Here is a 12,816-nt window from a genome sequence, read left to right as displayed (position 1 = left end):
AGGAAAAATGCCCACGATTTGCCTGGTTGCAGGCGAAGAATCTGGTGACCAGCTCGGGTCGGAATTGATGAAGGCGCTCAACGAACGTTTGGGCGTAGGTGTTCGTTACTGCGGTGTCGGCGGCGAACGGATGATGTCTCTGGGCCTCAAAAGCTTCTTTGACATGTCTGATGTTTCCGTCATGGGATTGACGGCAGTACTCGCCAGATTGCCGTTGATCATCAAGCGGGTCTACCAGACCGTGGATGCCGTGGTTGCGGCCAATCCGGATATTCTGGTTATCGTCGACAGTCCGGACTTTACGCATAACGTTGCCAAGCGCGTGCGCAAGCGCGCGCCGCACATACCCATCGTTGGTTATGTTTCACCTTCTGTCTGGGCTTGGCGTCCAGGCCGGGCCCGCAAGATGAGCGTCTACGTCGACGACCTTCTGGCCTTGTTGCCGTTTGAACCTGATGTGCACCGCAAGCTCGGTGGCCCGCGCACCCATTACGTCGGCCATCCCTTGAGTGAAATCGCATCCGAACTGCGCCCCTCGGTTGGCGAAAGAGCGCCTGTAGAGGCAAACGAGAAGATCCTGCTTGTGCTGCCGGGGAGCCGGCGAAGCGAAATTGACAGGTTGCTAGGCGACTTCGCTAAGACTGTTGCGATCGTCAAAGAAAAGTTGCCCGGGCTCAAGGTTATTCTGCCGGCAGTCGCGCACCTTGAAGACAAGATCCGGCAGGATACGGCCCATTGGCCTGTTCCGGTCGAGATTGTGACCGGCCTGGACGCCAAGCGGGCGGCCTTCCGAAAGGCGCACGCAGCCTTGGCCGCGTCCGGCACTGTTTCACTTGAGTTAGCTCTGTCAGGCGTTCCGATGGTCGTTGCCTACAAGGTCGACTGGTTTTTCAGACGGATGAAGGAACTCAACCGGGTCTTCAAATTCTCGAGCGTTGATTCTTTTGTCCTGCCAAACATCATCCTGGGAACAAAAGCCATCCCGGAGTTCCTTGATGAGGAAGTGCAGCCAAAGGTGCTGGCGAACCATCTCGTTGAGCTTCTGAACAGCGGTCCTGAACGCCAGAAACAGATCGAGCATCTGCAAAAGCTTGATGATGTCATGCGCTTGCCGGATGGGCATAGCCAGCGCGGGGCTGCGGCCGATGTCGTGCTTGCTGCTATGAAGACAGAATCCTGACGATGTCGTCGCCTCGCTCAAAAGCGGCAGGGAACAGTTTCACCACGTCTTCATAACCGGGCAGCCGTTGATAGGCGAGTGCGGGTATTCCACTGTCATTCATCGTGCGGACGATTTCGCTGCAATCGCTGCGTCCAGTGCGTAACAGAAGAAAGTCACAACTGCCAGAAACCGGATGGCATCGGGTCTCCTGCGCGATCCTGCGTCCAGTGTCGTCGCGCATGCCTGCGAGACGGGCTGCCATGCGCCGGAGCTCATCGTATTTGCCGAACAAGCGTATCGCCATGGCGGCTTGAATGGCACTTATCATACTGCTCACACGCGACTGCAGGAACTCCACGGCAGTTGTCTCGCAACAAAGCATGTAGCCAAGTCCTATCCCCGCGAGACCGCTCTTTGAGGTGCCGCGCAAAAGAACCAGGTTGGGATGCTTCTTCAAAAAGGCGAGGCGGTGTTCTGGGGCTTTTGAGAAAAGCACGTAAGCCTCGTCCAGGAGCACCAGTCCTTCTCTGGCACTCACCAGGCTCTCCAGTTCACAGGGTGAAAGATCCTGCGTGGTCGGATTGTTTGGGGCACTTAGCAGGACAGTGTGATGCGAAGGAGATTTCCTGATCAGCTCGTCCAGTGTCGGGAACTTCTCCTGTGCGATACCGAGTTTCATCAAGGTCTTGTCGAACAAGAAGAAATCCCTGTTCAAGGTCGACACTGGATGGTTCTCGGATCGGGTGATCAGAACCTGCTCCAGGAGCTGGATAATACTGTGGCCGAAGACAGCCGAGACACCATCCGAAAGTCCCAAAGCAGTGCGCGCTGCTCTCTCGGCTTTTTCCTGAAGGTCCGTTTCAATCCCGGCCAGTACGTCCGCGCTGGCAGCTTCGCCAATGTTGGCAGTTATTGCATGAATGTCAGCTTCGAAGGTTTTGGGCCACCTGAAAAGGTCCTGGCGCTCCTTCAGAAGATGATCCAGCCTGAAGGGAGCAGCAGTTCTCGGGTGTTTGAGACGGTTACTGACTGGGCAAAACTGGTTCATGGTGCAGATATTGTCCGAAGACCGCTTCGCAGTCCTTGAAGTATTTTCGCGTGAAGAGGATGTGGGTGTGCCAGAAGATATCGACGACGTGGGTTGGCTGCAGGTGCACACTCGTGTCGGCGCCACATTGCATCTGGTCTCTGGCAGATTTGAGGAACGACCTGTAGGCCTCTTCAACCTTGCGGGCCGAGGAGACAGGCCAGTTGTATCCGCCGGCGGTATCCGAGGCAGTCAACTTGGTGATGATGCATTCCAGATCAAGCTCATCGACAGTATCGAAGGGCAAGGCAAATTCAGCTGACGGCATCGCATTCCCTTTCTCCTTGATGACCGATTCCCGGGGCGAACGAAGGCTCACCTTTTCGCCCGGGAAACGGTTAAATGTTGGAAGGGTTACTTCTTTTCTGACGTTTTACGGTCGGCCGTTTCGACCTCGGCAGAGGGATCAATGTGTACAACGCAATGACCGCCGTAGCAGAGAGCCTTGCTGTCGGCCTGGTTGATGTCGTGCGGAAAACGATTTGCTTTCTGGTAGAGTTTCAAGAGATTTTTCATGTGATTTTCTCCCAATTCAATGAATGCGGAAACAAGAAGGAAATTATAGAAGTTGCGGCTTCGCCGGTTCAGGACGCTGACATATCAACGTGGCCGCGGCAGGTGCCATCCGAGAAAGTTCCACGGAACACCGGTTCGCCGACCAGACCTGTCGCCCACAGCTCAGCTGAAACAGGGTCCGTTTCACCATCAAAGGACATCAGGTAGGTATTGTGAAACGAAACGACCCCCATGTTCTGAGAAACATCGTTGCTGACTACTTTGAAGGAGTGTCCGTTGTCCGTCACACGGTGCTCAGCGCCTTTGTCAGATGCGCTTGGTTTTGTAACCGGATCCATACCTTTTGGTGCACACCGACATGTCACCGTCAGCATCGACAGTTGTTATCTTGTCAAAGGAAAGACTTACGTCGGCTGCGATTGCTGGCAACCCGAAGAGGCTAATTGTTGCCGCAACTGTAAGTGATTTAATACTACGAGCATTCATCAACTTCTCCCTTCATTTTAAAGAAACGAAATGACTAGAGGAGCGTATCAGCAAATTTTTTAAGTGCTAACCGAATAAGGTTGATGAATTTATACAAACTAACTTTAGGTGAATTTCTGCTTAATCGATGGTATTTTTACGAATATTGATTGGAATATTGTGAATATTCTTGTCTTCTTCAAGTGGTTGTTTTTACGCGAGAAAAGCTCAGCTTTCGCTGAAATGGTAACTCTGTCGCGACGACATTTTCATGCTGAAAATTAAGACATGAAGCAGTCGCGCCCCTGTTTGGGGCACGCTTTTGGAGGTTCCGATGAACAGGTGCAGGCCAGACAAACAAAAACCGGGTGCAGTTCGCCCCCGGTTTTTCCAAGTCTCGTGGGATCAGGTTGCTTCGTTCAGGCGTTGGCTACGTTGTCCAGGAAATGCCCGACTTCATTCTTCAGAATATCGGTTTTCTGCGACAATTCGCTTGAAGCGCCGAGAACCAGATTGGCGTTCTGACTGGTCTGGGCGACTGCCTGCGATAGATCCGACATGTTGGTCTTGACGGAACCTGTGCCCTCGGCAGCCCGCTGAACGTTGACCGAGATTTCGCTCGTTGCAGCACCTTGCTGTTCGACTGCCGCTGCAATGGTTGAGGTGTATTCGTTGACCTCTTCCATAGTCTGTGTGATCGCCTCAATTGCGACAACGGCGTCCTTGGTTGCGTTCTGGATTTCGGAGATCTGCGAGCTGATTTCCTCGGTGGCCTTGGACGTCTGGGTTGCCAGTTCCTTCACTTCGGCGGCAACGACTGCAAAACCTTTGCCAGCCTCGCCGGCGCGTGCGGCTTCGATCGTTGCATTGAGGGCCAGGAGATTGGTCTGCTCTGCAATCGCCTGGATCAGGTTGACGACTTCGCCGATCTTGGTGGCTGCTGTCGAAAGGCTTTGAACCTTTTCGTTGGTGACCTGTGTGCCTTCGGTTGCCCGATCGACAACCTGCGTGGTCTGGTTCACCTGACGGGAGATTTCCTGAATAGAAGCGGCAAGCTCCTCTGCGGCGCTTGCAACCGTCTGAACGTTCTGTGTCGCTTCGTCGGTTACACCATAGGTGCTATCGGCAAGGCTGGAGTTCTGGCTGGCGATAGCGCTGAGATCCTGAGCGGTGCCATCAAGTGTCTGTGCCGTTTCTGCAACGGAGCCCAGGACTTCTGTCGCTTTCTCACGGAAACCGGAAATCAGCGCCTCAATGCGGGCTTGCCGCTCTGCACGCAGGTGCTGGTCTTGCTCTGTTTCCGACTGCAGGCGCAGTCGCTCAACAGCGTTGTCGCGGAAGACCTGCATGGTTCGGCTCATGTCGCCAATCTCGTCACCGCGCCCGATACCGTCGATCTCGACATCCGTGTCACCTTCCGCCAGGCGGGACATGGTTTCGGTGGTCCGGCGGAGAGGGCGTGTTACCGCGAAATTGAGTGCGATAGCCATCCCAACGCCCGCCAGGATGGCTGTCAGAAGGGCGAGGCTGATAACGCCAAGTGCGCTGGTGCTGGAGGCTTGTGCAGCAGCGCTCTGATTGGTGGAGATGGTGGTGATTTGCGTCTGCACTGTCTGAGACAGTTCCGTCATGGTGTCGATCTGTTCGGCGAGCTGGAGCTGGTTTGAAGCCAGTTCGGAAAAACTCGCAGCGAAGCTGTCGATAGAGCTCTTCACAGCCGGGACGATGTCGGAGATCGCCGGGAAGTCCTTGGCGCTCGATTCGAGCCGGGACGCCAGTTTGTCGAGGCCCTCGATACCAGTCGTCACGGTCTGCTGGGACGTATCGCTCGGCGACAGCATGAAGTAGAACGCGGCGGCCTTTACTGCGTTTGCGTCTGCCTCGATCTGCATAACCGTGTCCGCGACACTGTCGACGACATAGAAACGCTGGTTGATCTGGTCAGCCTGTGCATAGACACTGTCGATGGCCACATTTGCCTGTGAACGGATTTCCTTCACATCGGAAACAAGCTGCTCGAACCCCGCCTTTGCGGCATCAGTCAGGTCGAAGATCGCGATGTAGTCCTTCGTCTCGGTCAGTTTGCCGAGTGTCTGCTCCAGTTCGGCCGTTTTGGCAGCAAGCTGCTGGAACTTGCCCGGGTCGACGCCGTCAAAACTGTTTGCGGCCATCTGCTTGGCAGAAGGAACAAGCAGGGCAACCCGATCCTTGATATCCGAAAGCTGCTTGGCGTTGTTGGCTGCAGCGTTGAAAAGATTTTGAAGAGTAAGCGCCTCTTCCTGGAAACCGGCAGCAGCCTGGCCGACCTTGTTGGCGAGCACCAGCGTCTTGCGTGCGTTTGTTTCGTCCTGGCTGACGCCGTCTCGCGCCATCAGGGCCTTGCCGAGGATCTCCGAAGAGATCTTCTCAAGATTTTGCACAGCGCCATCAAGTTGCTGTTGCTTTGAGGTCTGTGTCTGCGTCAGGCCGACGACCTCTTCGAAAGCCTCACGGAATTGCTTTACAGCATTAGCTGCTTCAGCGACTGGAACCTGAGCTTCGGGATCAGCCTTAAGCTGGTTCTGGAGCGTTTCAAGTTCGGCACTCAACACACCGATGTCGGAGATTGTTGCCTCAGCTGTCTGAAGGTCCTGTGAGGACAGGAAGCTTTCCTTCTTGCTTGCCAGGTTTTGCAACTGTGCAATGGCGGAAGTTGACTGTTTGGCAACCTCCATGCGCTCCGAGAGGGTCAAGACGCTGTATGCGCCAACACCACCTACAATGCCCGTAAGGGCAACAACGGCAGCAAAACTACCGCCGACTTTTACCCCAAACTTCAAGTCAGAAGCGAACTTTAGGAAACTCATGTTAACCCCTCGAAACCCCAGCGTGTTCAATGCGCGCTATTTGTTTGAAAGGGTAAGCAAAGATTCCTTATTATTCGTGAAAATTCTCTATTACGGGAATTTATGGTGTAATTATAACGATTAATTCTTTATATCATATGTAACTTTGGGGAGTTTGAACAATATCGTTTCGAGTTTTAAATGCGTGTTTTTTATTTTTTTGTTTCATTTTATTTTTCGAAAAATATTCGATATTTTCTATTCTCAAGAATAATGACAGGTGAATGCTTTTTTTCTTGCCTCGAATGAGAAGGAAAAATATTTCTTGGATTTGTTTTGTTTCCGCTGGGTAACAAAATAAAGAAGACGCCCGGCAATAAAGCCGAGCGTCTTCCGTTTTGATATGCATTCAGTTGAAATGCTGCTGCAAATTCCAGGCGTTTGTCTGTGTGCGGCCTTAGCGGCGCTGGTCGATCGGCGTGTAGTCGCGCAGTTTCTCACCAGTGTAGAGCTGACGCGGACGGCCGATGCGCTGGGACGGATCTTCCACCATTTCCTTCCACTGGGCGATCCAGCCGACGGTACGGGCCAGAGCGAACAGAACGGTAAACATCGTGGTCGGGAAGCCAAGCGCGCGCAGCGTGATGCCGGAATAGAAGTCGATATTCGGGTACAGCTTCTTCTCGACGAAATATTCGTCGTTGAGCGCGATTTTTTCGAGCTCCATGGCAACGTCCAGCAGCGGATCGTCCTTGATGCCAAGCTCGCCGAGAACTTCGTGCGTGGTCTTCTGCATGATGCGCGCACGCGGGTCGTAGTTCTTGTAGACGCGGTGACCAAAGCCCATCAGACGGAATGGGTCGTTCTTGTCCTTGGCACGAGCGACATATTCCGGAATGCGGTCCACGGAGCCGATTTCCGACAGCATGTTGAGCGCTGCTTCATTGGCGCCGCCATGTGCCGGCCCCCAGAGGCAAGCGATACCGGCTGCGATACAGGCAAACGGATTTGCACCGGAAGAACCTGCCAGACGAACCGTGGAGGTCGATGCATTCTGCTCATGGTCGGCGTGAAGAATGAAGATGCGATCCATGGCGCGGGCCAGAACCGGGTTCACCTTGTATTCCTCGCAAGGGACCGCAAAGCACATATGCAGGAAGTTTGCCGCATAGCTCAGGTCGTTGCGCGGATAAACGAATGGCTGACCAACGTGGTACTTGTAAGCCATTGCAGCGATGGTCGGCATCTTCGCGATCATGCGCAGGGAGGCAACCATGCGCTGGTGCGGATCGGTGATGTCGGTCGAGTCGTGATAGAAGGCGGACAGCGCCCCAACCGTTCCGACCATGACTGCCATCGGGTGGGCGTCGCGACGGAAACCGGAGAAGAAACGGTTCATCTGTTCGTGGATCATCGTGTGGTAGGTCACACGATTGACGAAGTCGTCCTTCTGGGTCTTCGTCGGCAGTTCGCCGTAGAGCAGAAGATAGCAGGACTCCAGGAAGTCGCCGTGGTCGGCAAGCTGCTCGATCGGGTACCCGCGGTAGAGCAGGGTGCCTTCGTCACCATCAATATAGGTGATCTTGGACTCGCAGGAGGCGGTGGAGGTGAAGCCCGGGTCGTAGGTGAACATGCCGGTGTCCTTGTACAAGGACGAGATGTTCACAACCGACGGTCCGATGGATCCGTCAAGAACGTCGAATGCGTGGTCGTTACCACCGACATTGAGCTTGGCGTTGTTGTCGGCCATTCAGAAACCCCTTTACGTTAAACGGATGTGCTGTCCTGGTTTGACCCTTCAGGCGATGGGTCCCGTTTCCGGTTGCCGGACCAGCACTGGAGACTTTTTCGCGTCTTGCGTAGCCCATTTACTGCACTGCCGCAAGCTGGCCGATATAACGCTTTGGTCAAAGACGGATTTCGCCAACCAGAGCGACTGCCGGAAGCTTGGCTTTTGCCTAAAAATGCATCCGGCAGTGCTTTGTCTCAGGCTGCCTGATCCTGAATTCTGGCAAGGGATTCTTCCCGGCCAAGAGCGATCAGGACGTCATAAATGCCGGGTGACGTGCCTCGGCCCGTCAGCGCGGCCCGTAGCGGCTGAGCCACCTTGCCCAGTTTCAATTCCTTGTCTTCCGCGTAGGCCTTTACAGCAGTTTCCAGCGGGTCCGCGCTCCAGTCAGAAGCGCTGGAAAGAACTTCGTGAAGATCCTTCAGGATCGCCCGGGCGTCGTCGTCCAGGATCTTCTGGGCCTTTTCGTCGGTGTCGAGCGGGCGCTGACGCCACAGATAGGAGGCGCTTTCCGTCAGTTCGACCAGGGTCTTGGCCCGTTCCTTCAGTCCGGGAAGTGCTGCAAGTGCGGTGTTCTCGTTGTCACCATCGGCAAGCCAGGCGAGAATCCGGTCGCCGCCTTCGGCGTGTGCGAGATAGACCTTCCAATGGCTCAGCAATTCGCCGTCATCGGTCGCGCGCATGTAATGACCGTTGAGGTTCTCAAGTTTCTTGAAATCGAAACGCGCAGCCGACTGGCCGACGGCGTCGAAACCGAACCACTTGATCATGTCTTCGAGCGAAATGATTTCCTCGTCACCATGGCTCCAGCCGAGACGTGCCAGATAATTCCGCATGGCCTGCGGCAGATAGCCCATCTCGCGATAGGCTTCGGCGCCGGTCGCACCGTGACGTTTGGAAAGTTTTGCGCCGTCCGGCCCGTGAATGAGCGGAATATGCGCCATTGCCGGCACATCCCATCCCAGAGCCTTGAAGATGAGCGTCTGGCGAGCTGCATTCGTCAAGTGATCGACGCCGCGGATGACGTGCGTGATGCCCATGTCGTGATCGTCCACCACAACAGCGTGCATATAAGTCGGCGTCCCGTCGGAGCGCATCAGTACGAAGTCATCAAGGTCCTTGTTCGGGATCACGACGCGACCCTGTACGAGATCGTCGACCACCGTCTCGCCTTCCTGAGGGGCCTTGATGCGGATGACTGGGTCAACGCCGGCCGGGGCTTCGGAGGCGTCTCGCTCGCGCCATGTCCCGTCATAGCGAGGCGGCTTGCCCTCGGCGCGGGCTTTCTCGCGCATGGCGTCGAGCTCTTCCGGGGTGCTGTAGCAGCGATAGGCGGTGCCGTTGGCCAGCATTTCCTCGACCACTTCCTTGTGGCGCTCAACACGGGAAAACTGGGAGATCGGGTCTCCGTCCCAGTCGAGCCCTAGCCAGGACAGGCCGTCAATCAATGCGTCCACCGCTTCCTGCGTGGAGCGAGCCCGGTCCGTATCTTCGATCCGCAGCAGCATCTTGCCGCCGTGATGACGCGCGAAGAGCCAGTTGAAGAGCGCGGTGCGGGCGCCGCCGATATGCAGGAACCCGGTCGGGGACGGGGCGAAGCGCGTGACGATGTTCTGTGCCATGGTGCTTTATGAAAGTCTCTGTCAGTATGACGGCGCGGAGCGCGCCGAATTGGTGGCGCGGTCTTAGCACAGGCTTTGGCGAGGCTAAATAGGGGCTCCGGCCATTTCTTGGACCAAAATGAGGAGCTGAAGTGACGTCACGGTCCGGTCCGCTCGATATTTCTGCCGGCCGGTCGCAAACGGCAACCCTTGATGTTGAGCGCGAGGATTTATCACCTGCCGTGCTCACGCCTGAAGTGCGTGAGAAACGGCGTTCAAGGCTAGCGGGTGCTGGTCACACTTATTTTGCTCACAATGCGTCAGCAGATCGTCTTTGGGATTCGCAAGGGCTGTTGTGGTGTGCCTTCGCGTTTGCTGCGGGAATTGGTGTTTACGTTTGGTTGCCTGAAGAACCTTCCTGGGTTCTGTTGGGAGTTCTGGTCGTGCTGGTAAGCGCGGTACTCTGGCGTGTGAAGCTGCGCGGCACGGTGGCGGTTTCCGTCGTTCTCTTCCTGGCATTCTTTGCCGGACTGGCAGCTTCCAGTCTTCGCACGGCATATGTTTCGGCGCCGCGCCTTGCCGAACAGATGAACGCAGATCTTGCTGGCTACATAGAAGAGATTGACAGCGCGGCAGCCGGTCACCGGATCGTGCTGGCCGTATCCTCGGTCAATGGGCGTCCTGTCGAGGAGGGCGAGTTTCCCGCCAAGGTGCGCTTGCGCGTTCCGGCAGGAAGCGACATTGAAGTGGGGCGCACCGTGAGCGTCAGTGCGCGGTTGTTTCCCCCTGCAGGTCCCGTCTTTCCAGGAGGATACGATTATTCCTTCCGGGCCTTCTTTCAGCAGATAGGTGCGACGGGTTTCAGTTTCGGGTCTCCCGAGGTCATCGAGACTGAGGAGGCTGGAAATGAATTTCGCCCAGCCGTTGCCGTTGCCAAGCTTCGAATAGACCTTGCGGAGCGTATCAGGGGCAATCTTTCGGAACGGCCGGAAACCGCACTGATCGTTGCTCTTCTGGTTGGAGACCGCAGCGGAATAACCGACGAGCAGGAAGAGATTTTGCGGGCCGCCGGACTGGCTCACATTCTTGCAATTTCCGGACTGCATATGGCGCTCTTTGCCGGCGGCGCCTATGGGGCGGTCTTGCTGCTCTTTTCCTTGGTGCCGATCCTGACGCTCAGGTGGCCGGTGCACAAATGGGCCGCGCTTTCAGCCCTTGGTGCTGCAGTTGTCTATCTGCTTCTGTCCGGTGGTGCGGTTGCGACGCAGCGCTCGTTCCTGATGATCGCGATTGTCTTTGTCGGAATTCTGGTGGGGCGACGCGGCCTGACCCTGCGAAGCGTAGCGTTGGCTGGCCTCGTACTCTTGCTGATTGCTCCTGAGCGGTTGTTTTTTCCCGGCTTCCAGATGTCCTTCGCTGCCGTGATCTGCCTGGTCGCCGTATATGACCTGTGGCGGCAGCGAGATCGTTCCCTGTCATCTGGTGAAAGACTGTCCGGATGGGGCATGGCGACTTGTCTTTACCTCGGCAAGTGGGTTGCAGGGCTGTTTGTCACCGCATTGGTCGCAGGGCTGGCGACCGGCATTATAGGAGCTCATCACTTCAGCCGCATTGCGCCCTATGGCCTTGTCGGCAACTTGCTGGGAATGCCGGTGTTTTCACTTGTTGTGATGCCGATGGGAGTATTTGCATTCGTTCTGATGCCCTTCGGCCTTGCGGCTCTCCCTCTGGCTGTCATGTCTTTCGGAGTTTCACTTCTGTTGAAGGTTGCTTCCTTTACCGCAGCCCTTGATGCCGGCGGCGGAACTTCCGGAAGGCTCGACGGGGCTGCTGCATTGCTGTTGCTATCATCATTATTTGCCGGATTGTTGGTGCCTGGCAGAAAGCGTGTGCTCGCAGGAGTGCCTCTCGTCGCAGGAATATTGATTGTTCTCACCAGCCGGCCTCCGGATATCCAGATTGCTGCAAGCGGCTCTCGAATTGCTGCCCGCGATGAAACGGGAATTTTGCGCTACGCAGCAAGGGGAAGATCGTTTGCAAGTGATCTCTGGCTGCAGTCGGAAGGAGTGAGGAATGATGCGATCTTGTCGCGCAAGATGAAATCGCCTCAAAGAAATTGCGATGAGGACGGTTGTGTCATCAGGGCCTACGTCAATTCAGAGGACGCAGAACGGTTGGATGGCAGGCAATCGTTTCTTGCAATCGCGCAGCCAAAGACATTTGAAGCGTTTCAGCTGGATTGCCGATATGCCGATTTGGTCGTGACCGATCTTGTCGCTCCGGAGAGCTGCGGTGCAGCCCTCGTTCTGGATCACGGTACGCGCACCGAACGTGGTGCCGTCTCCATCTGGCTATCGCCCGGTGATTTCAGCGAGGCCGCGAATGCTACGAGCGGTGCCAGTGGACCGGGCCATCCGCCAAACGAAAATCTGAAAATCGGGAAACTGAAGTTTGCCATCCCTGACCCACCGCGCCCCTGGCATCAGCAGGGAACGGTAACAAGAGACAGCCTGCGTCTAGCCGAGCGCGCCTCGGTGGCCGAAGCGCGCGCAGAGGAGTGACTGGTCAGTACTGACGAAACAGGGCAACGAGGCGGCCCTGAACACGAACGCGGCCGGGACCGAAGATCCTGGTTTCATATGCCGGGTTGGCTGCTTCAAGAGCGATGGAAGCGCCTTTCTTGCGCAGCCGTTTCAAGGTGGCTTCTTCATCGTCCACGAGTGCAACCACGATGTCGCCACTGTCGGCGCTGTCGGTCCGGCGGATAAGAACGGTATCACCGTCCAGAATGCCCGCCTCAATCATGGAATCACCACGAACCTCCAGCGCGTAGTGTTCCCCGCGACCAAGCAGGTCCTGCGGCACTGTGATGGTATGGCTGTGTGTTTGAATGGCCTCGATGGGCACGCCGGCTGCAATGCGGCCCATGACGGGAATTTCCGTAACACTGGACACTGGCACCGGTGCAGCTTTTTCCGGCTCCGGTTTGCCGAGTGAGCCTTCAATGATTTCAGGTGAGAAGCTGCCTCTTGGTCGTGGAGCGCCCAAGCCGGGTGCGATGGAGTCCGGAAGACGAACAACCTCCATGGCTCTGGCCCGGTTTGGCAGGCGCCGGATGAAGCCACGTTCTTCAAGCGCGGTGATCAGGCGGTGAATGCCGGACTTGGAGCGCAGGTCGAGCGCATCCTTCATTTCGTCGAAAGACGGCGGCACACCGGTTTCTTTCAGTCTTTCGTGAATGAACATGAGCAGTTCGTACTGCTTGCGCGTCAGCATGTAGGCGTCCCCTGACCGAGAAAACATCTGGTACAAATCAAGAACATGGTACCTGTTCTCATTGTGTTCTGCAAGGGTAAATGTTCTCTTACTGT

At 55.9% G+C, this 12,816-nt stretch carries 10 protein-coding genes; 2 read left to right on the top strand and 8 right to left on the bottom strand.

Annotation, left to right across the window (positions count from 1 at the left end; translation table 11 throughout):
• Positions 1-7 precede the first annotated feature (7 nt).
• Complete coding sequence (gene lpxB / locus ACYQ6M_RS14985) at positions 8-1,180, top strand: lipid-A-disaccharide synthase (RefSeq protein WP_286133740.1); 1,173 nt, start codon at positions 8-10, stop codon at positions 1,178-1,180.
• Here the strand turns inward: lpxB and ACYQ6M_RS14980 are convergent.
• The 7 genes from ACYQ6M_RS14980 to gltX all read right to left on the bottom strand — a co-directional run bounded on the left by ACYQ6M_RS14980 (position 1,161) and on the right by gltX (position 9,466).
• Complete coding sequence (locus ACYQ6M_RS14980; RefSeq protein ID WP_460074470.1) at positions 1,161-2,210, bottom strand: aminotransferase class I/II-fold pyridoxal phosphate-dependent enzyme; 1,050 nt, start codon at positions 2,208-2,210, stop codon at positions 1,161-1,163. The genes lpxB and ACYQ6M_RS14980 overlap by 20 nt on opposite strands.
• Positions 2,185-2,517, bottom strand: coding sequence for a glycine-rich domain-containing protein (locus tag ACYQ6M_RS14975; RefSeq protein ID WP_077292780.1), 333 nt, complete (start codon positions 2,515-2,517; stop codon positions 2,185-2,187). The genes ACYQ6M_RS14980 and ACYQ6M_RS14975 overlap by 26 nt, the downstream gene beginning before the upstream one ends.
• A gap of 86 nt (positions 2,518-2,603) precedes the next feature.
• Positions 2,604-2,765: a hypothetical protein gene (locus ACYQ6M_RS14970; RefSeq protein ID WP_228868016.1), complete on the bottom strand. Its 162-nt coding sequence runs from the start codon at positions 2,763-2,765 to the stop codon at positions 2,604-2,606.
• A gap of 68 nt (positions 2,766-2,833) precedes the next feature.
• Complete coding sequence (locus ACYQ6M_RS14965; protein WP_460074468.1) at positions 2,834-3,139, bottom strand: hypothetical protein; 306 nt, start codon at positions 3,137-3,139, stop codon at positions 2,834-2,836.
• Between the two features lie 510 nt (positions 3,140-3,649).
• Complete coding sequence (locus ACYQ6M_RS14960; protein ID WP_460074466.1) at positions 3,650-6,076, bottom strand: methyl-accepting chemotaxis protein; 2,427 nt, start codon at positions 6,074-6,076, stop codon at positions 3,650-3,652.
• Positions 6,077-6,512: 436 nt separating this feature from the next.
• Entirely contained in the window at positions 6,513-7,805 is a 1,293-nt protein-coding gene (gene gltA / locus ACYQ6M_RS14955; RefSeq protein ID WP_022998477.1) for a citrate synthase, read from the bottom strand.
• Positions 7,806-8,041: 236 nt separating this feature from the next.
• A complete protein-coding gene (gene gltX / locus ACYQ6M_RS14950) occupies positions 8,042-9,466 on the bottom strand; it encodes a glutamate--tRNA ligase (RefSeq protein WP_209171494.1) in 1,425 nt (474 codons plus the stop codon).
• Between the two features lie 131 nt (positions 9,467-9,597).
• Between gltX and ACYQ6M_RS14945 the strand changes: the two genes are divergently transcribed.
• Entirely contained in the window at positions 9,598-12,006 is a 2,409-nt protein-coding gene (locus ACYQ6M_RS14945) for a ComEC/Rec2 family competence protein (RefSeq protein ID WP_460074463.1), read from the top strand.
• Positions 12,007-12,010: 4 nt separating this feature from the next.
• Here ACYQ6M_RS14945 and lexA read toward each other — a convergent pair whose 3' ends face one another.
• Positions 12,011-12,721 carry a transcriptional repressor LexA gene (lexA, locus tag ACYQ6M_RS14940; RefSeq protein WP_460074461.1) on the bottom strand — a complete coding sequence of 237 codons (711 nt, stop codon included), beginning with the start codon at positions 12,719-12,721 and terminating at the stop codon, positions 12,011-12,013.
• Positions 12,722-12,816 lie beyond the last annotated feature (95 nt).

The sequence above is a fragment of the Roseibium sp. ROS1 genome (genome assembly GCF_054658215.1).
This window is presented reverse-complemented; position numbering and strand designations above follow the sequence as displayed.

What these genes read in the sequence shown, in the direction of transcription:
- lpxB (WP_286133740.1), top strand. Translation starts at nt 8, where the DNA reads ATGCCCACGATTTGCCTGGTTGCAGGCGAAGAATCTGGTGACCAGCTC.
- ACYQ6M_RS14980 (WP_460074470.1), bottom strand. Translation starts at nt 2,210, where the DNA reads ATGAACCAGTTTTGCCCAGTCAGTAACCGTCTCAAACACCCGAGAACT.
- ACYQ6M_RS14975 (WP_077292780.1), bottom strand. Translation starts at nt 2,517, where the DNA reads ATGCCGTCAGCTGAATTTGCCTTGCCCTTCGATACTGTCGATGAGCTT.
- ACYQ6M_RS14970 (WP_228868016.1), bottom strand. Translation starts at nt 2,765, where the DNA reads ATGAAAAATCTCTTGAAACTCTACCAGAAAGCAAATCGTTTTCCGCAC.
- ACYQ6M_RS14965 (WP_460074468.1), bottom strand. Translation starts at nt 3,139, where the DNA reads ATGCTGACGGTGACATGTCGGTGTGCACCAAAAGGTATGGATCCGGTT.
- ACYQ6M_RS14960 (WP_460074466.1), bottom strand. Translation starts at nt 6,076, where the DNA reads ATGAGTTTCCTAAAGTTCGCTTCTGACTTGAAGTTTGGGGTAAAAGTC.
- gltA (WP_022998477.1), bottom strand. Translation starts at nt 7,805, where the DNA reads ATGGCCGACAACAACGCCAAGCTCAATGTCGGTGGTAACGACCACGCA.
- gltX (WP_209171494.1), bottom strand. Translation starts at nt 9,466, where the DNA reads ATGGCACAGAACATCGTCACGCGCTTCGCCCCGTCCCCGACCGGGTTC.
- lexA (WP_460074461.1), bottom strand. Translation starts at nt 12,721, where the DNA reads ATGCTGACGCGCAAGCAGTACGAACTGCTCATGTTCATTCACGAAAGA.